This is a genomic window from Arthrobacter sp. U41, assembly GCF_001750145.1.
GTDB lineage: Bacteria > Actinomycetota > Actinomycetes > Actinomycetales > Micrococcaceae > Arthrobacter.
Window position 1 is genome coordinate 1,542,806 of the sequence record NZ_CP015732.1, and the last position, 23,986, is coordinate 1,566,791.

Below are 23,986 nucleotides of genomic sequence, written 5' to 3' on the forward strand. Positions count from 1 at the left end.
CACCCGATGAGCGCTCTCGCTCTCCTGGCCATCGCGGCAGCAGGCGTAGCCCTGCTGCTGCTGGCCGTCATCAAGTTCAAGATCCCCGCCTTTCTGGCGCTGCTGGTTGTCAGCGTCAGCGTGGCGCTGGCCGCCGGGATTCCGCTTCCGGACATCATCAAGACCGTCACCGAAGGCATGGGCGGCACGCTCGGCTCGGTCGCCATCCTGGTTGGCCTCGGCGCGATGCTCGGCAAAATGATTGAAATATCCGGCGGGGCCCAGGCCCTGGCCGGCAAATTCACCCAGCTGCTGGGACCCCGCCGGGTCATCGCAGCCCTGACCTCGGCGGCGTTCCTGCTGGCCATCCCGGTCTTCTTCGACGTCGGGTTCATCATCCTGATCCCCATCATCTACGGCTTCTCCAAGGCCGCCGGGGTCAACCCCGTCAAGATCGGGCTGCCCGTCGGTGCCATCATGCTGGCAATCCACGTCGTCGTCCCGCCGCACCCCGGCGTCGTCGGCGGCGCGGGGATCCTCAAGGCTGATATCGGCTGGACCACCATCATCGGCCTCCTGATCTGCATCCCCGTCGGAGTCCTCGGATACTTTGTCGCGAAGAAATTGAACCGCCGCGAATACAGCATGCTGTCCGGCACCGCCGAGCAGTTCCGCCTCTTCGGCACCGGCAAATCCGAGGTCGAACAGGATGCCACCGCCGGCGGCGGCGTGGCCGTCAAGACGGCGGCCAAAACCGCCCCCAGCCCGGCCATGATCATCACGCTGATCGTGCTGCCGATCCTGATGATCATGGTGGGAACTGTCGGAGCCGTCCTGCTGCCCAAGGGCAGCCTGGCGTCCGACGTGGCTGCCTTCGTCGGCGCACCCCTGATCGCCCTCCTGACCGCCCTGGGACTGGCCTACTACTTCCTGGGCATCCGCCGCGGCTGGTCTTCCCAGCAGACCGGCGAGGTCATGGACTCCGCACTCGCCCCCACCGCCATTGTGATCCTGGTGACCGGCGCCGGCGGCGTCTTCGGAAAGGTCCTCACCGTTTCCGGCATCGGCAAGGCACTCGCCGAGGGGCTGCAGAGCGTGGGCCTGCCGCTGATCCTGATGGCGTTCATCCTGGCCGCGGTGCTCCGCGCCTCGCAGGGATCGGCCACCGTAGCCATCATCACCACCGCCGGCCTGCTGGCCGCGTCGGTTGCCGACGGCGGCTACACGCCGGTGCAGACCGCCCTGATCCTGGTGTCAATCGGCTTCGGCGCCTTCGGCCTGAGCCACATCAACGACTCGGGCTTCTGGATCGTCACCCGGTATCTGGGGTTGTCCGTTGCTGACGGCCTGCGCACGTGGACCGTACTCACCACGATCCTCGGCGTGGCTGGCTTTGCCCTGACGATCCTTGTCTGGACCCTGGTGGGAGGCCTGAGCGCCTGATGCGTGCCCGCCTCGATCAGTTGGTAGTCTCGGCCCTCCAGCAGGGATCGGCCGTTCCGGCCTTCACCTGCTACGACTTCACCACCGCGCTCGCAGTGGTGGCGGCGGCGGAGGACGCCGGCCGCGGCGCCATTCTGCTCATCTCGCCCAGCACCGCGGCCACACCGAACGGACTCCGGCTGATCGGGGCGCTGCGGGGCCTCGCCGACGGCGCCAGCGTTCCGGTTGCCGTGCAGCTCGACCACGCCTCGGACCTCGGGGTGATTGCCGACGCCGTTACCGCGGGGGCCGACTCCGTCCTGGTGGACGGATCATCGCTTCCCTATGAGGACAACATCGCGCTGGTCCGGGCGGCGCGCGCCCTGCTTGACGGCGCCGGCTCCGCCCAGGGAATTGTGATTGAAGCGGAACTAGGCGGGCTCGCCGGCGACGAGGACAGGGCCTTCGGATCCGACGCCGCAGGCAGCGCCCCGGCGGCAGGCACGGCCGGCCTCACCGACTCCGCGCAGGTGGAGGACTTCGTGGCCCGGACCGGTGCCCAGCTGCTGGCCGTCGCGGTGGGCAACGTCCACGGCAAGTACCAGGGCGAGCCGGAGCTGCGATGGGACGTGCTGCAGGACATTGCCGTGCGGACCCGCATTCCCCTGGTGCTCCATGGCGCCTCGGGAATCCCCGCCGCCGAGCTCGTCAAAGCTGCCGCCATGAACGTGGGGAAGGTCAATTTCAACACCGAGCTGCGTACCGGCGTGCTGGAGACCCTCGAGGCACACACGGCCTCGCACCGGAGGGATGGCGAGAACCTCCAGGGATTGCTGGCGGAGTGGGACGCCTCGGCAGGGGCGTTCGCGGCCTCCGCGCTGGCGACGCTCTCACGCTGATTCTCGCACGGGCCGGAAACCGGCAGCAGGGCCCGGTGCCCGCCGGCACTGGCCCTCCGCATGGACAAGGCCGACAATGGAGCAACGCAGCAGCGTGCACGCTCACCACCCGGGCGTGCCGGCAGGTTTCCTAAGAGGCTCCATGGTTCCACGGCAGCGGGCAGCGGGAGGGCAGGCAGTGCGGCCCGACCGTGACCTGGTGATCGATCTCGCCAGGTTCTACTGTCTTGCGCTCGTGGTGGTGGGGCACACCATGATGGTCAGTCCGGTGCTGCACCCGGACGGTACCGTAACCTCTGTGAACACCCTCGGCAACCAGCGCTGGTTCGAACCGGTGATCTGGGTGCTGCAGGTCATGCCACTCTTCTTCGTCGCCGGCGGCATCACCGGTCTGCAGGCCTGGCGCCGCCTCCGCGCCCGGGGCGGCAACGCGTTCGACTTTATGCAGGCGCGGATGCTGCGGCTTCTGCGCCCGGCCGCCGTGCTGCTCGCCCTCATGTTTTCCGGGCTCTGGGCGGCGCGGCTGGCCGGCGTGGACCCGCAGGTTGTCCAGTTGCTGGTTGCCGGAGCCGGCATGCCGCTGTGGTTCCTTGCCGCATACCTGGCGGCGCAGTTGAACCTTCCGCTGCTGGCGCGGCTGCACGCACGGGCGCCCTGGCTGACAATGGCGGGGCTCACGTCGCTGGTGGTGGCGGTGGACTGCCTGCGGGGGACGGTGCCGGCTCTGGCATACCTGAACATGGTCTTCCTGTGGTGCGCCGTGCAGCAGCTTGGATTCCTGCTCGCCGACGGCGGACCGCTGGCCCTCCGGCGCCCGGCGCTGGCCGGCATGATCCTGGGCAGCAACCTGGTCCTGGGGCTGGTGGTGTGGCTGGGGCTGTACTCCGGGAACATGCTGGTCAACCTCAACCCGCCCAACCTGACCCTTTTGCTGCTCGGGGTTTCGCAGGCCGCCACCCTGCAGCTCTTCCGGCCTGTGCTGGCGGGACTGGTTTCACTCTCCCGGGTGCAGGCTTTCATTGCAGCGGCCGGGCGGCGGTCGATGACCGTCTACCTGTGGCATCTGCCCCTCCTCGCGGCGATGTCCGGCCTGCTGCTGCTGACCGACTTTCCCCAGCCGGCGGGGGGAACTGCCGCCTGGTGGTGGGGGCGGCCGCTGGTGCTGCTGGCCCTGATCGGCCTGCTGCTGCCCGTGCTGGCGCTCTTCGGCCGGCTCGAAGAACGCCCCACGACCCCCGCCTCCGCAAGGCGTCCGGCGGCCGCCGTGGCGACGGCAGCCGTCGCCGTCTATGTCCCGGTGGCCGACGCCGCGCTCAACGGATTGACGCTGGGACTGCTCGGCGGGGGAGCGGCGTGTTTTGTGCTCGCGGTCCTGCTGCTGGGGCGGATCCCCGCCCGGCTGGTGGCCGGTTCGGGCCCGGGCAGTGCGGGCCCGCCATTGCCACGCCCGCCTTTAAGTGCCAATGTCGAACCATGACGGAGAACTCGGCAGCCACTGAAGACACGTTCAGCCCGGACGTATCCACCACCCGCAATGATGAGCTGCACCGCTACGAACTCCACGTTGGCGGGAAGCTGGCCGTCCAGATCCGTTTCATAGACGAGCCGGGCCATGTGGACTTCATCCACACCGATACGGAGGAACAGTTCCAGGGCCAGGGGCTCGGCAAGGTGCTGGCCCACTTCGCCCTTGATGACGTGGTGGCGTCGGGCAAACGGATCATCCCGAATTGCCCCTTTATGTACCGGTACCTGCGCAAGCACGATGCCTACAACCAGTACATCGACTGGCCGGAGCATCCCCCGGAGGGAGCCTGAACTCCACGCTCCTGGCGGCCGGGGCTGCCGGGGAGCGCGCCGCCTTGTGACCGGGGCAACAACCGCATAAAGTTTGAGCAGAGTTATGCAGCCGGCTCTTGGACGTGTCCCTTTGGAGAACCCATGAACCACAAACTGCGTGTGCTTGTCCGTGTGGATGTCGATCCCGGACAAGTGACCCTCGAAGTCACCGGCTGCCTCACCCAAGCTGATTCCCCCGCCCTGCTGCACATCATGCGGAGGGCGGGCCGGCTCGGTGCCGGCACCGATGTCATGATCGATCTCCACAGGTCGTCCCATCTGGACCCGGAGATCCTCCTGCAGCTGCGGTCGATCGCCGGTGCCAGCGTGGCCGCTGCCGCGCCGGGCGCCGCGACCCCTGCCGGGGCGGAGCCGTTCCGCGTCACCCTGGCAGAACCCGCGGAACTCCCGATCTGCCTGCTGCACGTCGGATCCGACGGCGAAGTCCTCGCCGGACTCGAGGGGCAGATCCCGGCGGTGCCGCTGTTTGATGTCGCTTCCGACTCCCTCGCAGAACGCCAGATGGAGGTCTCCGCTGACCGTACCTCCGGCCTTGGCTCCGCGGGTGGGCTGACGCCGGGACTGAACGGGGCCTGCAGCCCAATCCCGGATGAGCTCAACACCATCAACGGCCTGGAGCTCTCGGAGTACTTCGAAGGAACCCTTGACCCGGCCGCCACGGTCCGGGCATTGTCCGACGTCGCCCTCGGCCAGCTGGCCGATGCCCTCTACCGTCACCTCGACACGCCCAGCCCGTCCTTTGGCGCGCACACCTGGTACGAGCTGGCGACCGAAGAGCTGCAGAACCGCAAACGGGACCGCGCGGGCGGCCCCGCCGAGGGCGAACTGGCGACCGGGCAGGCCCTTGCCTGAGGCAGGAACACGCCGGGTTAGGCTGTCGCCATGACATCTGAAGCGATGCCGGCCGGCACGACTGCACTGATCACCGGAGCGACCGCCGGGATCGGGGCGGAATTCGCGCGCCAGCTCGCCGAACAGGGGCACAGCGTGGTCCTGGTGGCCCGCGACGCCGCGCGGCTGAAGGCCACCGCGGAGCAGCTGGAGCGGCGGTATGGTGTCCGCGCCGAGGTGCTCGCCGCTGACCTGGCGGACGACGCCGGAGTGGCGGCTGTCGTCGGCCGGCTCACGGATCCGGCGCGTCCGGTGGAAATCCTGGTCAACAACGCCGGGATCGGCCTGCTGCGTTCCTTCGAGGAGAACGACATCGCGGAGGAGGCCGGCCACCTCAAGCTGCATGTCGAGACTGCCATGAAGCTGACCCACGCCGCACTGCGGGGCATGCTCAGCCGGCACTCGGGCCGGATCATCAATGTCGCCAGCGTGGCGGCGTTCGTTCCCCGGGGCAGCTATTCGGCGGCGAAATCGTGGCTTGTCAGCTTTTGCCGCTGGGCCAACCTTGCCTATGCCAAACAGGGGGTCAACGTGACGGCGGTGTGCCCCGGGTTCACCCATACCGAGTTCCACGACCGGATGGGCATGGACAAAACGGTGACCCCGCGCTGGATGTGGCTGCAGGCCGAGCGGGTGGTGCGTGAGGGCCTCGCCGACAACGCCCGGGGCAAGGCCGTCTCCATCCCGACCAAGCGCTACAAGGTGCTGACCGCGGCCGCCCGCATCCTCCCGGACCGGCTCGTTGCCGGCCCGCCCCGCCGCGCCAAATAAGCGGGGCAGCCGCAGGCGGATCAGGGGCGGGCACCCGACTGTTCGCGCGGGGCCCTGCTGCCGGACACGCCTAAGGCCTGCCCTGCGTGCTTGCCCCAATGGGTAATCACGTAAGGCAGGCCTCAAGGGCGGGGCTTTTGCTACAGAATCCGGATTAGCCGGCCGGGCTCAGGATGAACCCGACCGGGCTGCCAGAGGGGCAAGCTCAGGCCTTGGCCGGAACCCTTTCGGCGTCACGGGACGCCGTCGAATCAGCACCTGCATCCGCCGCAGCTGCGGCGAACGGCATGTCCATTTCCACCAGGTCAATCAGCGGGTTCTCGTCCTGGTTTGCGACCAGTTCCTTGGCCTCAGCCTGGGAGTCCACGCTGGGCATGGAACCCGGCAGAGGGCGCTGGGCCGATTCCTTGAGGAAGTAGATCGCCACGGCACCGATCGCCGAGGTGGCCATCAGGTAGTAGGCCGGCATCATGTCATCGCCGGTGACGCCGATGAGGGCCGCGACGACAAACGGTGTGGTGCCGCCGAAGATGGCCACCGAGAAATTGTACGCGATGCCCATGGCGCCATAACGGCTCGCCGTCGGGAACTGCGCCGGCAGGGCCGAGGCCAGGTTGGCCACGTAGAAGGTGACCGGGAAGGCGATCATGCCCAGGCCCAGGAGAGTGGACCAGATTTCCCCGACGCCGATCAGCATGAATGCCGGGGCGGCCAGAACCACGGTGCTGAGCGCACCGATCCACAGCACCGGGCGGCGTCCGATCCGGTCGGACAGCTTTCCGGTGAGCGGGATGCAGAGGCTCATGATCACGAGCACGGGGATGGTCAGCAGCGTGCCGTGGACGGGATCGTAGCCCTTGGACTCGGTGAGGTACGTCGGCATGTAGGACGTCAGGGCGTAGCCTGCGGTGTTCGCCGCTGCCACCAGGATCATGGCGACGATGAGTGAACGCCAGTAGGCCTTGACGATGCCCACCGGGCCCTTGGAGGCGGCGGCGTCGGAGGCGGTCGCGTCCTTGGCGTTTTCCTCCTGGGCGTCCAGGGTTGCCTGGAACTGGGGGGATTCCTCGATCTTGTTACGGAAGTAGATCGCGATCAGGCCCAGCGGGCCGGCGATGAGGAACGGGATCCTCCAGCCCCATTCCTCCATGGCGCTCTGGCCCATGGTCAGCTGCAGCCCGGAGACGAGTGCGGCGCCGATGGCGAAGCCGAGGTAGCTGCCCATGTCCAGGAAGCTGGCGAAGAAGCCGCGGCGTTTGTCCGGGGAGTATTCGCTCACGAAGGTGGTGGCACCGGCGTACTCGCCACCGGTGGAGAAGCCCTGGACGACCTTGAGCAGGACCAGCAGGGCAGCAGCCCACATGCCGATCTGCGCGTAGCCGGGCAGAAGGCCCACGGCGAAGGTACTCGCGGCCATCAGCATCAGCGTCCAGGCGAGGACCTTCTGGCGGCCCACCTTGTCGCCGAGCCAGCCGAAGATGACTCCGCCCAGCGGGCGGGCAATGAAGGTGGCGGCGAACGTTCCCAGCAGGAACAGGGTCTGCACGGACTTGTCCGCATCAGGCAGGAACACCGGTCCCATGGTGGTGATCAGGTAGCCGAACACGCCGACGTCGTACCACTCCATGGTGTTACCCACGATGGTGCCGCCGAGTGCTTTCTTGAGCATTGGCTTGTTGACTACGTTGACGTCGGACTCTTTGAGTCGGCGGCGCGTCCGGAGCTTTGGTTTCCTTGCACCCTTGGGTGCAACTTGGTTGGTTCCGCCGGCGTTCATAACGCCTGCTGAAGAGTCGGTCGTGCTTCGGTCTGTGGGCATTTGGGCCGCTCCTATGGAGGTCATTTGCTTGCGACTTGTAGCTGCCCCGCTCTGGGCAGGCCTTCAATTTTACGCGATTTCTATGGTGTTTCCGAGTTTGGTGCCGTATCATCCGGTAATTCAGCCCCGATTGGGGGTCGGTTAGCGGATTTCTTTTCCGCCGTCTCGCCGCGCCACCGCTGGAATATCCCGTCTTCACCGGGGCCGGCACAAACTTTTTCCCGGCAACCCTGCCGACAGCGGGTTTTCCCGCCGGAACCACGCCTTTTGGGCCGCCCTCCCGCGCCCCCTGACACCCCGCAACACCGCGCAGAAAGGGTACCCAAGGGGTCCGGCAAACGCTTAGGGTTGAATTCAGCGGAGTGCTGAACACAAAGCCCCAAAAGGAGAGCAGTCCATGACTGGCAAAGAGAGCAAGAAGAGCACTAACAGCGGAGCCGAGGCGGACACCAAGTCCCAGGCCAAGCAGGAGGAAGGCAAAGGCATCAAGTCCCGCCTCACGGACGCCCAGAAGGAGATGCTCGCCAGCAAGTCGCGGGGCGGAGCCGGCTCACAGAGCGTCGGCCACAGCCACAAGCCCACGCACGTCAGCGGCAAGCAGGGTCCGGCCGAGAAGAAAGTCCGCTGGTAGCCCTACAGACATCGCCGGCCGGCCGACCTACGATGGTTGGACACTTCATTCCACAGCGGTAATTGCACACGGAAAGGAAGAACAATGGCAGATCATCACTCAGGAGACGAGATCGAGCCGGAGGTGGCCAGCCACCTGGCCGACTCCATGGATGAGGCTCCGGGTCCCGAGCCGGTGCATCACCTTCCGCCCCCCGCATCCGAGGGGCATTCCTGGCCGGATGGCAGCGGCAAGCACCGCCACCCCAAGGACCAAGAGGATGTCCGCAGCCAGCACGTCGTGGAGGCCGCTGAGCACCGGATCAGCCGTCCGGACATCCCGCACCGCGACAAGTGACAGGGCGGCTCGGCTGGCGTTGAGCCCGGCGCGGCCCTATTCGAAGACCACGTCCTCAGGCTTCTTGTCCAGCCGCCAGCCGCGCCACACCGGGTGCCGGAGCTTGCCGGTACCCGTCCATTCCCCATAGGTGACCTCTCCAACAAGCCGGGCGCTCACCCAGTGGGCGTCCGAGGCATCGGCCGCCGGAACCTCCAGGAACGGCGAGGTCTTCCGCGGGAGCGCATCAAGCTGCTGGCGAAGCTCCTTGAGCTCCCGGTCGCTGAATCCGCTGCCAACCCGCCCGACGTAGCGCAGCTTGGAACCGTCCGGGATCCCCAGCAGGAGTGAACCCACGGACTGCCCGCGTCCGCCCTTTCCCGGCCGCCAGCCGCCAACCACCACCTCCTGGGTGCGTTCGAACTTGAGTTTGAGCCAGGACCTGCTGCGCTGCCCCACGTACCGGCCGCCGGTGCGCTTGGCCATCACGCCCTCCAGCCCCAGCTCCTCGGCGCTTTCCAGGATGTGCCGGACATCGCCGTCGATCAGCGGGGAGAGTTCCACCGGGCAGCCGGAAGGGGTGAAGAACGCTTCCAGCCCGGCCCGCCGTTTGCTCAACGGGAGGCGGCGCAGGTCCCTGCCATTCTCGGACAGCAGGTCGAACAGCATCAGCCGCACCGGCGTCGACGCCTGAGCCTTCGCAATGTCGGAGGCTTTGGTGAGCTTCATCCGCCCCTGCAGCAGCCCGAAGTCGGGGCGCCCCGAACCGCCGACGGCGATGATCTCCCCGTCGGCGACGAAATCCCGTTCCGGCCAGCAGGAACGGTCCGTCAGTTCCGGATACACCGCGGACATATCGTTGCCGTTGCGGCTGATCAGGCGGATTTTTTTCGTGTCACCGACGATCAGGGCACGTACCCCGTCCCACTTGAGCTCGAACTGCCATTCCTTGCCGGACAGGTCGGCGGGGGTTCCGGCACTGGCCAGCATCGGAGTGAAGTCCGACGTGCCGGGGGCGGCACTCTCCCGCGCTGCCGCGCCGGAGAGGCCCGGAGCGTCGTGCTGTGCGTCGTCGTCCGGCGCCCCGGCGGAGGCGTCCGACGCCGACGCCTCCGCTTGAGCGTGCCCCTTCTTAGAGCCGGGCGGGTCCATCAGGTGGATGAGCCATTGGTCGTCGGCCCGGCCGGTGTGGATCAGCGCGAACCTGCGGGTCCCGCCCAGGCCGCCCTCGTCCTGCCCGGTGAGGGTAACGATGACCTCTTTTCCGGCGATCCACTTCTCGCACTCGTAGTAGCCGCGGTCCCAGATGCTGACGGTTCCGGCGCCGTACTGGCCCTTCGGAATGGTGCCCTCGAAGTCCGCGTAGTCCATCGGGTGGTCCTCGGTCTGGACCGCCAGGTGGTTCTTCGTTTTGCTCGTGGGGACACCCTTGGGCAGCGCCCAGGACACCAGCACGCCGTCGCGCTCCAGCCTGAAGTCATAGTGCAGCCGGCTGGCGTGGTGTTCCTGGATGACGAACTTCTCCCGGACAGTGCCCTCTGCGGCCTCGGCGCGGTACCGCTCCGCGCTGAACGGCTCCGGGGTCGAGGCCGAGTCCCGCTTGGTCCGGTACCTTTCCAGCCGCGGATCGGTGTCGCCGCCGTCACCGGGTGCTTCCCCGGGAGCGTCGCCCGGATGGCCGTTATGCCGGGCCCCCGGCCGCCCCCGGCCGGAAATAACAGCGAACGGATCCTTGCCGGACTTCACCCGCTGCAGGACCTCCTGGTAATCGAGCTGGTGCAGCGACGGCGAGCTGAGTTCGCGCCAGTACCGGGGCGCCGCCACGGTAGGCCGGAGCCTCCCGCGCAGGGAATACGGGACGATGGTTGTCTTCGCGGCGCTGTTCTGGCTCCAGTCCACCAGGACCTTGCCGGTGCGCAGGGTCTTCTTCATGTCGCTCACGGCCAGTTCCGGGTGGTCGGCTTCCAGCGAGCGTGCCAGTTCATGGGCAAAATCCGAGATCTGCTCGGAGCTCTGCGTGCCGTCGAGGGCGGCGTACAGGTGGATGCCCTTGCTGCCGCTGGTTACCGGCACAGGATCCAGGCCCACGTCCTGCAGGATGGTGCGGGCGAGCCTCGCCACCTCGGCACATTCGGCCAGCCCGGCCCCCTCGCCGGGATCCAGGTCCAGCACCAGCCGGTCCGGGGGCAGGGCATTTCCATGCGAGTCGACGCGCCACTGCGGCACATGGATCTCGAGGGCCGCGATCTGCGCGAGCCAGGCGAGCGTGGCCGGATCATTGACCAGCGGGTACTGGATGGTCCTCTCCTTGTGCATGATGGAGGCCCGGGGCACCCACCCCGGGGTCGAATGGTCAAGGTTTTTCTGGAAGAACATCTCGCCGGGGGCATCGGCCGTCCCGACGCCGTGCACCCAGCGCTTCCGGGTGGCCGGCCGGTTCGCGGCGGCCGCGATCAGCACGGGCGCCACCGCGGCGTAGTAGGCCAGAACGTCGGCCTTGGTGGTGCCGGTCTCCGGATACATCACCTTGTCCAGATTGGTGACCACCAGTTCGCGGCCGCCTACCCGGACGCGCTCCCTGGTCCCGGCCGGCGTCCGTTCAGCCAAGGGGCTTCACCTCCACGCAACTGTGATGTTCACTTGATCCATGAGAGCCATCTGGAAAGGCGCGATTGCGTTCGGGCTGGTCAACGTGCCCGTCAAGGTCTACAGCGCGACCGAGGACCATGACATCAGCCTGCACCAGGTCCACAACGCCGACGGCGGGCGGATCCGCTACCAGCGCCGCTGCGAGGTCTGCGGCGAGATTGTGGACTACGAGGACATCGACAAGGCCTACGAGGACGACGGCCGCACGGTGGTCCTCAGCCGCGAGGAGCTCAAGTCCATCCCGGCCGAGAACAGCCACGAGATCGATGTGGTGCAGTTCGTCCCGGCAGAGCAGCTCGACCCGATGATGTTCGAGAAGAGCTACTACCTGGAGCCGGACTCCAAATCGCCCAAGGCCTATGTCCTGCTGCGCCGGGCGCTGGAGGACACCGACCGGGTGGCCATCGTCCAGTTCGCGCTGCGGGACAAAACCCGGCTGGGGGCCCTGCGGATCCGCGGCGACGTGCTGGTGCTGCAGGCTCTGCTCTGGGCCGACGAGGTGCGCGAGGCCAGCTTCCCCGCACTCGAAACCACAGTCCGCATCTCCGCCCAGGAGCGGGAGATGTCCGCCGCGCTGGTCGATTCGATGGCGGCGGACTTTGAGCCGGACCAGTTCACCGACGACTACCAGATCCAGCTGCGCCAGCTCATCGAGGCGAAGCTGGAGAAGGGCGAGTCGCTGGACACCGAGGAGACCTTTGGCGTCCCGGCTGCCGAGGCCGGCAGCGGTGAGGTGATCGACCTGATGGAGGCACTCAAGCGGAGCCTGGAGAAGAAGCGCGGGGGAGCGGCGGCATCCGCGGACGACAAGGCCGGCACCGAGTCCGCCACCAAGCCCGCTGCAAAGTCCCCCGCCAAGCCGGCCGCGGCCAAGGCGGCTCCGAAGACGGCTTCCCGGGCGCCGGCCAAAGCCGCGCCCAAGACTGCGGCGAAAGCCGCCGGCACCAAGGCCGCTGCCCCCAAGCCGTCCGTTCGGAGCGCGCGGAAGGAGGCCTGAGCCGTCGGCTGTCCGGCCGGTGGCCACCGGGATCAGGAATTCCTGAGCGCGGAAATGAGCTCGCTTTTCTTCTTGCCCGAGTAGCCTTTAAGGCCGATTTCCTTGGCGCGCTCCCTTAACTGGGGGACGGTCCAGTCCTCGTAGTCGCCGGCCTTGCCGCCCTTGCGGCCCACGGCTGAGCGGCCTTTTTTGGCCGCGGCGTTGGAGATGCGGGCGGCTTTCTGCTTCGACGCCCCGTCCTCCAGCAGCTCCTCGTAGAGTTCCGGGTCCTTGATGCTGGGGCTCTCGGAGCCGCGCGGGGCATTCTTCTTCGTGGGCACGGCTACCTCGGCAACGGGTTGCCGGTGGACCCGGTGGGGTCGTCCACCTCGCCCCGGTCGACCGAGGACCGCCATTGACCGGTCTCGCTCCCGCGGGATTCGATGAACTCCTTGAAGCGGCCGAGGTCCGCGGTGACCTGGCGGCTGTCCGCCCCGACGGCCGAGCCGGCCTTTTCCACCAGCCCCTCGGGCTCCCACTCCAGTTCCACGTTGACCCCGGCGCGTTCGGTGCCGAGGGGTTCGAAGGTCACGGTGCCCGCATTGCGCGGTTTGTCCGTGCTGACCCAGGCGATCTTCCGGTCAGGGGTCTGCTCGGTGATCTGGGCGAGGTATTCACGCCGGACCCCGGCGATGTCGGTGCGGAACTGGAGTGAGGTCTCGTCGATCTGCTCGACGGCCTCGACGCCCTCCATGAACTGGGGAAACGTCTCGAACTGCGTCCACTGGTTGTACGCGGTGGACACCGGAACGTCGACTTCAATGCTTTCCTGCACGCTTGCCACGGGGGTGACTCCTTCTGCCGGGAACTCGTCCTGCGGCAGGCCACGGGGGGTGGTGCCGCGGTTTCCAAACTAGCGGCGGCGCCGGGCCGTGACAAGCACTTACTAAGTTTGCTGAGGAACTCCGGGATCCCGGAAGCTCCGGAACACAAAGGCCCGGCCGCACCCTGTCCAGGGTGCGGCCGGGCCTCGTTGTCCCGGGCCTCGTTGTCCCGGGCGGCAGTGCCGCCCGGGAGGTGACGCTATTCGGCGTCGTGGTCCGTTTCGAGGATCTGGACCAGGCGTTCCAAGGCGGCATCGGCGCCGTCGCCCTCGGCGCGGAGGACCACAACTTCACCGTGCGACGCGCCCAGGCTCATGAGGGACAGGATGCTGGCGGCATCCATGGCCTCGTCAACGGGTTCACCCAGCCGGGCGATGGTGATTTCGAGATCGAACTCGCCTGCAGCCTCCGCGAAGATGGCGGCCGGTCGGGCGTGCAGCCCTACTCGGCTGGCGATGGTGGCGTTTCGTTCGGTCATTTCTGCTCCTTGTTTCAGCGTGGGACTATCAGCCGGATTGTTCGTTTTCCTGGGCGGCTCAGGCGGCTACGGGAACCGGTTCAACCGTATCAACGGTCTTCTTGGCTGCCCAGCGCTTCAGGGCGACGACGGCCAGGGCACTGACCACGGTTCCGGCGAGGATGGCAACGACGAACATCACCAGGTTGCCGATGGCGAAGAACACGAAGATACCGCCGTGGGGTGCCTGCGAGGTCACGCCGGTGGCCATGCAGAGGGCGCCGGTGAGGGCGCCGCCCACCATGCTGGCCGGGATGACGCGCAGCGGATCGGCGGCAGCGAACGGGATGGCACCTTCGGAGATGAAGGACGCGCCCAGCAGCCAGGCTGCCTTGCCGTTTTCACGCTCGGCGAGGCTGAAGAGCTTCTTGTCCAGGACGGTGGCCAGCGCCATCGCCAGCGGCGGGACCATGCCGGCAGCCATTACGGCTGCCATGATCTGCCACGGCGCCTGGTTGGTGGCGCTACCGGCGCTCAGGCCTGCCACGGCGAAGGCGTAGGCAACCTTGTTGACCGGACCGCCAAGGTCGAAGCACATCATCAGCCCGAGGATGATGCCGAGGACGACGGCGGAGGCGCCGGTCATGCCCGAGAGCCACTCGTTGAGAGCTTTGGTGAGGCCCGCGATCGGACCGCCAAGAACCAGGAACATCAGGCCGGAGGCAAAGATGGAAGCGAGCAGCGGGATGATCACCACGGGCATCAGGCCGCGGAGCCAGCGTGGAACCTGCCAGGTCCCGATCAGGTGCGCCATGTAACCGGCGAGCAGGCCGCCGACGATGCCGCCGAGGAAGCCGGCACCCATAAAGCCTGCCACCGCACCGGCGACGAAGCCGGGGGCGATGCCCGGCCGGTCGGCGATGGCGTAGGCGATGTAGCCAGCCAGTGCCGGAACCAGGAAGCCCATGGAAAGGGCGCCGATCTTGAACAGCACAGCGCCGAGGTAAATCGCGAGCCCGCCCTCGGGAAGGTTGCCGAAGTTGTTCTCCACGACCACTTTGTCAGCAACATCGGTGATGTCGTAGCCACCCAGGAGGAAGCCCAGGGCAATCAGCAGACCGCCGCCGGCGACGAACGGGATCATGTAGCTGACACCGGTGAGCAGTGCCCGCTTCAGCTTCTGGCCGATGTGTTCACCCTTCTCCTCGGCCTCGTGCTGGGCCTGTTCCTCGGCACCGAAGTGCGGGACGCGCCGGGCGTTGGGGTTGTCGGCCGCGGCGAGAGCCTCCTGGACCATCTTGCCCGGCTCGTCGATGCCACGCTTGACGGGCGCGTTGATGACGGGTTTGCCGGCGAAGCGCTCCTTGCCGCGGACGTCCACGTCCACTGCGAAAATCACGGCGTCGGCAGCAGCGATGACTGCCGGATCCAGCGGCTTGGCGCCGGAGGAGCCCTGAGTCTCGACCTGGAGGTCCACGCCGACTTCCTTGGCCGCGGCCACGAGCGAATCGGCGGCCATATAGGTGTGGGCAATGCCGGTGGGGCAGGCGGTGACAGCGACGAGGCGCTTGGGGCGGGCTGCCCCGGCGGTTTCCGGCGCTGCGGACGAGGCTGCTGCACCGGCTGCGGCCGCTGCGGGGGCAGCTGCGCCGGCTGCGGCGGCGGGCTTGTCCGCGAGTGCGCCTTCGACGAGCTCGACGACCTCGGCCTCGGAGCCGGCGGCACGCAGGGACGCGGTGAAGTCCTTCTTGATCAGCGAGCGGGCGAGCCTGGAGAGCAGCTTGAGGTGGTCCTGGTCCGCGCCTTCGGGGGCGGCGATGAAGAAGATCAGGTCCGCGGGGCCGTCCTTGGCGCCAAAGTCGACCGGCTGGGAGAGCCGCGCCATCACGAGCGTCGGTTCGGTGACCGCCGTCGAACGGCAGTGCGGGATGGCGATGCCGCCGGGCACGCCGGTGGCGGTCTTCTGTTCCCGGGCGAAGGCGTCGGCGAAGAGGCCTTCAACTTCGGTGGCGCGCCCGTTGGCCGCAACTTTGCCGGCCAGGTGCCGGATCACGTCCTCGGGCGAGCTGCCCAGGTTCTGGTCGAGCTCGACCAGGTCGGTAGTAATGAGCTGAGTCACAGTCAATCCTTCTTCAGGGCCGTGATGGTTACGGCGTCGGGGGTGGTTTGGTGGACCGCCGGGACTGTGGAGCCCGGCAGCGAAGCGGCGGCGGCACCATGGGCCACAGCCTGACGGAGACAATCGGCCGGGGCGGCGCCCTGGCTGGAGGCGAGCAGGTAGCCGGCCAGCGAGGAATCGCCGGCGCCCACCGTGCTCACCGCGGTGACCGGCGGATGCGTGGCCAGCCACGCGCCGTCGGCCGTTACAAGCACCGCACCCTTGGAACCAAGCGTTGCGAGCACGGCACCCACCCCGGATCGCACGACGGCGGCGGCGGCCACCGCGACAGCCTCCGGATCCGCTTCGAGCTCCTCGGCGGATTTGTGCGTGGCGAACCCGGCTGCGGCGGCCAGTTCCACCAGTTCCTCGGCGTTGGGTTTCAGGAGATCCGGTTTCCCCAGCGCGTCGCCGGAGATCGCGGCGGCGAGCGGTTCGCCGGAGGAATCGACGGCGATGAGGGGGGCCTCGTTGCCGTGATCCATGGAGCGCAGCCGCCGGGTGACGGTGGCGTAGAAGTCGGCCGGGACCCCGGGTGGGAGCGAGCCGGCCAGGACAACCCAGCTGGCGCCGCGGGAGTGGTCCAGCAGCAGCCCGATCAGGGCTTCCTGCTGTTCCTCACTGAGCACCGGGCCGGGTTCGTTGATCTTGGTGGTGACGCCCCCGGGTTCGGTGAGAGCCACATTGCTGCGCAGCGGCGCGCCTATCGGGAGGGCGGCAAACGGGACGTCGCCTTCCCGGAGCCCGGCGAGGACCGGGTCCGCCTCGGCTCCTGGCAGTACGGCGACCGTTTTCAGGCCTGAGGCGACGAGGGCTCGGGAGACGTTGACTCCCTTGCCGCCGGATTCCTGCGAGACGGAGACGGCCCGCTGGACTTCGCCGCGGAGCAGCGGGCCCGGCAGTGCCACGGTGCGGTCCAGGCTCGGGTTGGCGGTCAGGGTGACAATCATGCGACCACCACCTCGACTCCGGCATCGGCGAGGGCGTCGGCCAGCTCCTGGCTGGGTTTCGTGTCAGTGACCAAAGTGTCCAGATCTTTCAACGAGGCGAACTGGACCAGAGTTTCGGCGTCCAGCTTGGAGGCATCAGCCAGCACCACAATGCGGCGCGCTGATTGGACGAAGGCAGCCTTGACAGCGGCTTCTTCAGGATCGGGGGTGCTCAGCCCGAAGGCTGCGTGGATGCCGTTGGTGCCGATGAAGGCGATGTCCGGGCGGATCCGGCGGGCGGCCTCCACGGTGGACTGGCCCACCGCGGCCTGGGTGATGCCGCGGACCTTTCCACCCAGCAGGTGCAGCGCGATGCCGGGTTGGCCGGACAGCTTTGCCGCGATGGGCAGCGAATGGGTGATGACCACGAGTTCCGCAGCTGGCCCCGGCAGGGCGGCGGCTGCTGCCGTCCTGGCGGCCAGGAGTTCAGCGAGGGACTCGGTGGTCGATCCGGCGTCGATCAGGATGCTGCCGGTCCGGTCCTGCGGGATGAGCGCCAGGGCGGCCTCCGCGATCCGGGTCTTTTCCGGCTGCCTCCGGTCGGTCCGGACCAGGACGCTTTCCTCGTTCGTGCTGAAGCGGTCCGGGGACACCGCGCCGCCGTGGACCCGGCGCACACTGCCTGCGGACTCGAGGGCGGCAAGGTCCCGCCGGACGGTCTCGGTGGTGATACTGAAACGCTCGGCGAGGTCCGTAACGCTGGCACGGCCGCTGGCGGTAATGAGCCCAACGATCAGCTGTTGGCGTTCTTCGGCGAACACTGGCTCTCCCTTGCGTCAGTACTGCGGGCTTTCCTGCCACTTCAGTGATAACCATCACAGGTAGTGGAGTTGATTGACTTTATCTTTGAATCTGTGGCTTTGTCAATGGAAAACAACATGATCGCAGAAATCTCCCGGCCCCGCCCCGGGGGGACATGTCCGGTCCTCGCGCCCTGGGCTGGGCACATTGGCATTATGTCCATTCGTGGCCGCGAAGGCTGGGCATGCGCGCGCCCGGGGTTGGTGAAGCCTTGGACATGTCCGGTCCTCGCGCCGTGGGGTGGGCATATGGCGCTATGTCCATTCGTGGCTGCGGCGGCTGGGCATGTCCCGCGGGGCGGGCGGCGCGAATGGCGGACGCCGGGCCAGACCTTGGGTCCGGCCCGGCGTCCGGGTCGTTCGTCATTCGTGTGGCGCACCGTGGTGCAATCTGGTGCCCTGGGGCTAGAGGCCGGCGTCGCGGCTCTCGTTCCGGGTGATGGTTTCACCGGTGTTGGGATCGACGACGGAGCGGGTTTCGCTGACCCGGCGGGTGCGGCTGCGGCCCGGGGAGGCCAGGACCAGCGAGGCGATCAGTCCGATCACGCCCACCGCCATCAGGATGTAGCCGATCATGGTCTGGTCAACGTTGGGGATCAGTCCGGGGGTGATGGCCCACGCCAGGATGGCGCCGAGGGCGATGAGGAAGATGGAGGAACCGATTCTCATGACTTGCTCCTTGTGTCCGGTGGGACGGATAGGTACTGCTAAGCATGCTGTCCAGCGTCAGGCTACAGCCCGGTCTGTGTTGTTTCAACGATCCGGCCGCCGCGCCGCGCGGGGGCCGGACGAGGACGATCACCCGTATTCTTAAAGGGCGCAGGGCGGCAGCACCCGATGCACGCCGCCCCGCCAACCCCGAACTCACGCCTCCGGATGCCCGCACTCCCCGCGGATCTTCTGGTGGGCCTCACAGAAATACCGGTACCCATGCCTGAAGTTTCACCCAGAGTCGTTGTCACCGGACTCGGGGCCGTGACCCCGGTAGGCGGGACCGCGGCCGAGACCTGGGACTCGCTGCTGGCCGGCCGCTCCGGAATCGTGGCACTCGACGACGACTGGGCCCAGGCGTTGCCCGTCCGCATGGCCGGCCGGGTGAACGTTGACGTCGCAGCACTGCTTTCCATCCCCGAGTACAAGCGGATGGACCGGTGCGGGCAGTTGGCCCTGATTGCAGCCCGCGAGGCATGGGCGCAGGCCGGCCGTCCGGAGGCCGACCCGGAGCGACTGGCCGTGGTGATCGGCTCCGGCTACGGCGGCCTGGACACCACCCTGGAGCAGAACCGGACGCTGGACGCCCGCGGCCCGCGCCGGGTTTCCCCGCATACGCTCACCCGGATCATGGCCAACGGCCCGGCCGCCTGGGTGTCCATCGACGTCGGAGCCAAAGGCGGGGCGCGCACCCCGGTGAGCGCCTGCGCCTCCGGAGCCGAAGCCATCTCCCAGGCCGCAGACATGATCCGGGCCGGGGCGTCGGACGTCGTGATCGCCGGCGGCGTCGATTCCTGCGTCAACAGCCTGATCATCAGCGGTTTCGCGCAAATCAGGGCCCTGTCCACCCGCAACGACGACCCGCAGTCCGCATCCCGGCCCTTCGACCGGGACCGGGACGGATTCGTGCTGGCTGAGGGCGCCGCCGTCCTGGTCCTGGAACGTGAGGATCATGCCCGGGCCCGTGGAGCCGAAATCCTGGGCGTCGTGGCCGGCACCGCGGTGACCTCCGACGCCGTCGACATCGTCGCCGCTGATCCGGCCATGCAGCGCCGGGTGATGGAAAAAGCAATCGCGGCCGCGGGCCTGGGGGCCGGTGACATCGGCCTGGTCCACGCCCACGCAACCTCCACCCCGGTCGGCGACCGCCTGGAAGCGGGAGCGATCAGGGCCGTGCTCGGAAACCAGGTTCCCGTCACGTCCACGAAATCCCTCACCGGGCACCTCCTCGGCGGCGCCGGCGCCCTCGGGGCCATCGTTATGATCCAGGCCCTGAAGACCGGGGCCTTCCCGGGCACCGGCAACCTTGCCCGACCGGATGACGGGATCGACCTCCACCTTCTTCAGTCGACAGTTGAGGGGCAGCGGGCCGGAGCCGGCATTGCCAACGCCTTCGGATTCGGCGGGCACAGCACCGCGCTGGTGATCACCGAAAGCTAGGCTGTTCCGATGGAGACAGTCGTCTGGTCCAAGCCGGAACACGAACGCACCGGAACGCCGCTGCTGGTGATGATGCACGGCTACGGCCGGGACGAATCGCGGATGGTGAAACTCTTCGACCGCCTGCCCTCCGGGTTCAGCTGCGCCGCGCTCCGCGGCCCCAAGGTGATCGGGGACGGCTACGGCTGGTTCCTGCTGGACTATTTCCTGACCCACGACTTCGCCGACGTCATCTCCTCCACCAACGCCGTCTTCAGCTGGATCGAATCCGTCAAGGCCCGGCACAGCAGCGTCAGCCTGTTCGGCTACTCCCAGGGCATGGCGATGGCCACCACCCTGCTGCGGCTGCGGCCGGCGCAGTTCCAGGCCGTCGTCGGGCTGTCCGGTTTTGTCCTGGAAAACGAACTCCTGGCGATGAGCGAATCGTTCGATTCCCGCCCGCCCTTCTTTTGGGGCCGGGACCGGGACGACCTGGTGATCAACGACGCCGCCACGGAGCACACCGAGCAGTGGCTCCACGAGCACACACAGCTCACGGCGCGGACCTACCCCGGAATGGGGCACGCGATCTCGTCGGCTGAAATGGTGGATGTCAGCGCCTTCCTGCGTCATTACGTGCCGCGCCAAGACGACTGAACCGGCGCCGGAGGCAGCCGAGGACGCGCCGGCACGACAGGGCCGAAGGGCCTTACCTTATTAGTCCACTTGCGCGCCAATTTTCTGCCTTTATACTTAACGTTGGCCGTCTTCACGGCCCACTACTTCAGGGGGAAGAAAGGGCTGAGCCCCGTGCTGCAGGCTGAAACGCCGGTATCACCAACCAGGATGCCGCCGCACTTGCCATCTGCACCGCCTCCCGGCCCCTCCGGAACCGCCCCCAAGGCTCCCGGCCAGCCGCCGGTCCGGGCGCCCTCGGCGCCCACCTGCTGATTGAAAGACTCCACCTCACGGGACTTCCAAATTCCCCATTCAGCCGCGTGCTGGAGACCAGACTGATCGAGCGCAGGAGCCCCCGCCGCCGGGATTGAACCGCGCCCGGTCCGTGGGCCGTGGTCCGCCCCGGCCGAAACTGACACCTCCGGAACCTTTCGCCGTTCCGGAGCGCCTTCCACCGCTGGCCCGCCGACGCGCCGCACCCACCGATTTTGCTACCGCCGTCTGAAAGGACAATCGCATGACTGAGCTTCCCAACAGCACCCCGCCGAGCTGGACCGGGGCCGCCGCGATCCTTTTTGACCTTGACGGCGTCCTCACCCCCACCGCCATCGTGCACGAGCGCGCCTGGCAGGAACTCTTCGACGGATTCCTCGCGGCGGTGCCCGGGGTGCCCGGCTACCGCGAAAGCGACTACTTTGACCACATCGACGGCAAGCCGCGCTTCGACGGCGTCCGCGACTTCCTGGCCTCCCGCAACATCGTCCTGCCGGAAGGTCCGCTGGACGACGATCCGGCGCACAACACCGTCCACGGCCTGGGCAACCGCAAGAACAAGGTCTTCAACGACATCGTCGAGGCCGGGGGCGTCAAACCCTACGAAGGCTCCGTGCGCTTCATCGACGCCGCGCTGGCCCGCGGGCTCAAGGTCGCAGTAGTCTCCTCCTCCCGCAACGCCACCGCCGTCCTCAAGGCCGCCGGGCTCTCCGACTACTTCCCGGTGGTCGTCGACGGCGTCCTCGCCGTGGCCGAGGGGCTGCCCGGCAAGCCCAGCCCGGCGACCTACGAGTACGCCGCCCGGCTGCTGGGCGTGCCCAGCGAGGACTGCGTGGTCGTCGAGGATGCGGTCTCCGGAGTCCAGGCGGGCCGGGCCGGGCGCTTCCATTCGGTGATCGGCGTTGACCGCGGCGCCGGCCGTCAGACCCTGCTGGACGCGGGCGCCACCCTCGTGGTCAACGACCTCGAAGAGCTCCTCTAGCCGCCTCGCCCCGCGCCGCACGGCCCGCACAGCCCCGCAGACACTTTCACCGCAAGACTTCACCGCCTCAAGGAAACCCCACCATGGCTCTCATCACCTCGGACCGCGCACGGTTCCCCAACAACCCCTGGCAACTGGTCGAGACCGTCCATCTCCCCGACAACGCCGGCGTGCTGGAGACGCTCTTCAGCCTTGGCAACGGCCACCTCGGCATCCGCGGTGCCCACTGGGCGGCCGCCGACGCCGAGCTTCCGGGCAGCTTCATCAACGGCTTCCACGAGACCTGGGACATCAAGCACGCGGAGAACGCCTACGGCTTCGCCCGCACCGGCCAGCGGATCCTCTACATCCCGGACGCCAACAACTTCACCGTGATCATCGACGGCGAAACCCTGAGCCTGGACGAAACGACCGTGCTTGACTACCGGCGGAGCGTGGACTTCGCCACCGGCGTCTACGAGTGCCGGATCACCTGGCAGTGCCGCTCCGGCGCCACCGTGACCACCACCGAACGCCGCGCCGTCGGCTACCAGTCCCGCGGTGCACTCGGCATCTCGCTGGAGCTCGCCGCGGACCGCGACATCTCCGCGGACGTAACCTCCTCGGTGATCAACCGCCAGGACCAGCCGGTCGACGACCACTCGGCCCATGACCCGCGCCGCGCCGGCCGGCACGCCGGCCGTGTGCTGCTGCCGATCCGGCTCGACGGCGGCGACGGCTCGCTGCGCCTCTCCTGGCAGACCGCAGAATCCAAGCAGCGCATCGGCCTGGCCGTGGACCACTGGACGAATGCCGGAGTGCAGCCCTTCGACACCCAGGTGCATGAGGATGACAGCAGCGTCCGCTACGTCCTGGCCGTTGGTGCCGAGGAGCCGTTCGTCCTGGAGAAGAGCGTCAGCTACGCCGTCGGGCAGGCGTCCGAAGACCTGGCCGACGACGCGGAGGCCGGGCTGAGGCCGCTCGCAGAGATCTTCGCCGAAAGCGCGGCGCACTACCGCGACTACTGGACCACCAGCGACATCGTCATCGCCGGCCAGACCGAGCTGCAGCAGGCCGTCCGCTGGAACCTCTTCCAGCTGGCCCAGGCCACCGCCTGCGCCGACGTCGCCGGCATCCCGGCCAAGGGCGTCAGCGGATCCGGCTACGAAGGCCACTACTTCTGGGACCAGGAGGTGTACCTGATGCCCTTCCTGACATACACCAGCCCGGGCAACGCCCGCCAGGTCCTCGAGTTCCGGCACGGGATGCTGCCCGAGGCCAAGATCCGCGCCCAGGAACTCAGCGTGGACGGCGCCCTTTTCCCGTGGCGCACCATCAACGGGCTCGAGGCCAGCGCCTACTACGCTGCCGGGACCGCGCAGTTCCACATCGCGGCCGCGATCGCCTTCGCGACGAACCGGTACATCTGGGCCAGCGGCGACACCGCTTTCCAGGAAACCCTGGGCTCCGAACTGCTGATCGAGACCGCCCGGATGTGGGTCTCACTCGGCTTCTTCGGCAAGGACGGGCTGTTCCACATCCACGGCGTCACGGGCCCGGACGAGTACACCGCCGTCGTCAATGACAATCTCTACACCAACGTTATGGCGAGGTTTAACCTGCGCGCCGCGGCGGCCCTTGACCATGCGGAGATCGACGACGCCGAACGCGAGCTCTGGGTGCAGGCAGCCAACCGGATGCAGCTGCCCTACGACGAGGATCTCCAGGTTCACTCACAGGACAACGACTTCATGACCCTGGAACCATGGGACTGGACCACTCCCCGTTCGAAGTACCCGCTGCTGCTGCACTTCCACCCGCTGGTGATCTACCGCCACCAGGTCCTCAAGCAGGCGGACAGCGTGCTGGCCATGTTCCTGCAGTGGCAGGACTTCAGCGCCGAGGAAAAGCGCCGCGCCTTTGACTTCTACGATCCCATCACCACCGGCGACTCCACCCTGTCCGCCTGCGTGCAGGGCATCATGGCTGCGGAGGTCGGCTACGGCAAGGCCGCACTCGACCACTTCACCCACGCCTTGTTCATCGACCTGGACGACACCCACGGGAACACAATCGACGGCGTGCACATCGCCTCCACCGGCGGCGTGTGGAGTTCGCTGGTCAGCGGTTTCGCGGGCCTGCGCGACCAGGGCGAGTTGCCGTACTTCGACCCGCGGCTGCCCGCCGAATGGGACGGACTGTCCTTCCACCTGAAGATCCAGGGCCGGCTGCTGCAGCTCGAACTCGTCCAGGGAGCGATCAGTCTGACCGTGCGCACGGGCGAACCGCTTGCGGTCGACGTGCGCGGTGAGCAGCTCACCATCGGCGGCGATACGGTGCGGGTCCAGCTGGCGCCGGTTGCGGCACCGGAGCCCACGATCTTCCCGAGCGGACTTCCGACGGCGTCCATCCCGATTGTGCGCGCCGCGGTCTAAGCGCCGCCA

At 67.7% G+C, this 23,986-nt stretch carries 22 protein-coding genes; 13 read left to right on the forward strand and 9 right to left on the reverse strand.

The genetic code is table 11. From position 1 onward, the window contains the following. Positions 1-6 precede the first annotated feature (6 nt). The 6 genes from ASPU41_RS07195 to ASPU41_RS07220 all read left to right on the forward strand — a co-directional run bounded on the left by ASPU41_RS07195 (position 7) and on the right by ASPU41_RS07220 (position 5,822). A complete protein-coding gene (locus ASPU41_RS07195) occupies positions 7-1,422 on the forward strand; it encodes a GntP family transporter (protein ID WP_069950342.1) in 1,416 nt (471 codons plus the stop codon). Then, entirely contained in the window at positions 1,422-2,300 is an 879-nt protein-coding gene (locus tag ASPU41_RS07200; protein ID WP_069950343.1) for a class II fructose-bisphosphate aldolase, read from the forward strand. The genes ASPU41_RS07195 and ASPU41_RS07200 overlap by 1 nt, the downstream gene beginning before the upstream one ends. Before the next feature lie 142 nt (positions 2,301-2,442). After that, the gene (locus tag ASPU41_RS07205; RefSeq protein WP_069950344.1) at positions 2,443-3,777 is read left to right on the forward strand and encodes an acyltransferase family protein; all 1,335 of its coding nucleotides are present in this window, start codon (positions 2,443-2,445) and stop codon (positions 3,775-3,777) included. Then, positions 3,774-4,118, forward strand: coding sequence for a GNAT family N-acetyltransferase (locus tag ASPU41_RS07210; RefSeq protein ID WP_069950345.1), 345 nt, complete (start codon positions 3,774-3,776; stop codon positions 4,116-4,118). Before ASPU41_RS07205 ends, ASPU41_RS07210 begins: the two co-directional genes overlap by 4 nt. Positions 4,119-4,241: 123 nt before the next feature. After that, positions 4,242-5,012, forward strand: coding sequence for a hypothetical protein (locus tag ASPU41_RS07215; RefSeq protein WP_069950346.1), 771 nt, complete (start codon positions 4,242-4,244; stop codon positions 5,010-5,012). Positions 5,013-5,042: 30 nt separating this feature from the next. After that, positions 5,043-5,822 (forward strand): SDR family NAD(P)-dependent oxidoreductase, encoded by a 780-nt coding sequence (locus ASPU41_RS07220; protein ID WP_069950347.1) that lies wholly within the window; start codon positions 5,043-5,045, stop codon positions 5,820-5,822. A 205-nt stretch (positions 5,823-6,027) separates the two neighbouring features. Here ASPU41_RS07220 and ASPU41_RS07225 read toward each other — a convergent pair whose 3' ends face one another. Continuing rightward, a complete protein-coding gene (locus tag ASPU41_RS07225; RefSeq protein WP_069950348.1) occupies positions 6,028-7,641 on the reverse strand; it encodes an MFS transporter in 1,614 nt (537 codons plus the stop codon). Positions 7,642-8,038: 397 nt separating this feature from the next. Between ASPU41_RS07225 and ASPU41_RS07230 the strand changes: the two genes are divergently transcribed. Both ASPU41_RS07230 and ASPU41_RS07235 read left to right on the forward strand, forming a co-directional pair. Further along, positions 8,039-8,272, forward strand: coding sequence for a hypothetical protein (locus ASPU41_RS07230; RefSeq protein ID WP_069950349.1), 234 nt, complete (start codon positions 8,039-8,041; stop codon positions 8,270-8,272). Between the two features lie 84 nt (positions 8,273-8,356). After that, on the forward strand, positions 8,357-8,608 hold the full coding sequence (locus tag ASPU41_RS07235) for a hypothetical protein (protein WP_069950350.1): 252 nt from the start codon (positions 8,357-8,359) through the stop codon (positions 8,606-8,608). A 36-nt stretch (positions 8,609-8,644) separates the two neighbouring features. Here ASPU41_RS07235 and ASPU41_RS07240 read toward each other — a convergent pair whose 3' ends face one another. Continuing rightward, the gene (locus ASPU41_RS07240; protein WP_231941279.1) at positions 8,645-11,110 is read right to left on the reverse strand and encodes an ATP-dependent DNA ligase; all 2,466 of its coding nucleotides are present in this window, start codon (positions 11,108-11,110) and stop codon (positions 8,645-8,647) included. A 124-nt stretch (positions 11,111-11,234) separates the two neighbouring features. Here ASPU41_RS07240 and ku point away from each other — a divergent pair, with 124 nt between their 5' ends. Then, positions 11,235-12,233: a non-homologous end joining protein Ku gene (gene ku, locus ASPU41_RS07245; protein ID WP_069950351.1), complete on the forward strand. Its 999-nt coding sequence runs from the start codon at positions 11,235-11,237 to the stop codon at positions 12,231-12,233. Between the two features lie 32 nt (positions 12,234-12,265). Here the strand turns inward: ku and ASPU41_RS07250 are convergent, their stop codons facing one another. The 7 genes from ASPU41_RS07250 to ASPU41_RS07280 form a co-directional block, all read right to left on the reverse strand. Continuing rightward, positions 12,266-12,553 carry a DUF7218 family protein gene (locus ASPU41_RS07250; protein WP_069950352.1) on the reverse strand — a complete coding sequence of 96 codons (288 nt, stop codon included), beginning with the start codon at positions 12,551-12,553 and terminating at the stop codon, positions 12,266-12,268. 2 nt (positions 12,554-12,555) lie between these two features. Further along, positions 12,556-13,056 (reverse strand): SRPBCC family protein, encoded by a 501-nt coding sequence (locus ASPU41_RS07255; RefSeq protein WP_069950353.1) that lies wholly within the window; start codon positions 13,054-13,056, stop codon positions 12,556-12,558. A gap of 239 nt (positions 13,057-13,295) precedes the next feature. Further along, positions 13,296-13,574, reverse strand: coding sequence for an HPr family phosphocarrier protein (locus tag ASPU41_RS07260; RefSeq protein WP_056428072.1), 279 nt, complete (start codon positions 13,572-13,574; stop codon positions 13,296-13,298). 58 nt (positions 13,575-13,632) lie between these two features. Then, on the reverse strand, positions 13,633-15,672 hold the full coding sequence (locus tag ASPU41_RS07265) for a PTS fructose transporter subunit IIABC (RefSeq protein WP_069950354.1): 2,040 nt from the start codon (positions 15,670-15,672) through the stop codon (positions 13,633-13,635). A 2-nt stretch (positions 15,673-15,674) separates the two neighbouring features. Continuing rightward, a complete protein-coding gene (locus ASPU41_RS07270; protein WP_069950355.1) occupies positions 15,675-16,661 on the reverse strand; it encodes a 1-phosphofructokinase family hexose kinase in 987 nt (328 codons plus the stop codon). Further along, on the reverse strand, positions 16,658-17,461 hold the full coding sequence (locus ASPU41_RS07275) for a DeoR/GlpR family DNA-binding transcription regulator (RefSeq protein WP_069950356.1): 804 nt from the start codon (positions 17,459-17,461) through the stop codon (positions 16,658-16,660). The genes ASPU41_RS07270 and ASPU41_RS07275 overlap by 4 nt, the downstream gene beginning before the upstream one ends. Positions 17,462-17,905: 444 nt before the next feature. Next, complete coding sequence (locus ASPU41_RS07280) at positions 17,906-18,169, reverse strand: DUF6458 family protein (protein WP_069950357.1); 264 nt, start codon at positions 18,167-18,169, stop codon at positions 17,906-17,908. A 261-nt stretch (positions 18,170-18,430) separates the two neighbouring features. Here ASPU41_RS07280 and ASPU41_RS07285 point away from each other — a divergent pair, with 261 nt between their 5' ends. From ASPU41_RS07285 to ASPU41_RS07305, 4 genes are all read left to right on the forward strand, one after another. Continuing rightward, on the forward strand, positions 18,431-19,651 hold the full coding sequence (locus ASPU41_RS07285; protein WP_069950358.1) for a beta-ketoacyl-[acyl-carrier-protein] synthase family protein: 1,221 nt from the start codon (positions 18,431-18,433) through the stop codon (positions 19,649-19,651). 9 nt (positions 19,652-19,660) lie between these two features. Beyond that, positions 19,661-20,287 (forward strand): alpha/beta hydrolase, encoded by a 627-nt coding sequence (locus ASPU41_RS07290; RefSeq protein WP_069950359.1) that lies wholly within the window; start codon positions 19,661-19,663, stop codon positions 20,285-20,287. A gap of 538 nt (positions 20,288-20,825) precedes the next feature. Beyond that, complete coding sequence (locus ASPU41_RS07300) at positions 20,826-21,563, forward strand: HAD family hydrolase (RefSeq protein WP_069950361.1); 738 nt, start codon at positions 20,826-20,828, stop codon at positions 21,561-21,563. Between the two features lie 83 nt (positions 21,564-21,646). After that, the gene (locus ASPU41_RS07305) at positions 21,647-23,977 is read left to right on the forward strand and encodes a glycoside hydrolase family 65 protein (protein WP_069950362.1); all 2,331 of its coding nucleotides are present in this window, start codon (positions 21,647-21,649) and stop codon (positions 23,975-23,977) included. The last annotated feature ends 9 nt before the right edge of the window (positions 23,978-23,986 follow it).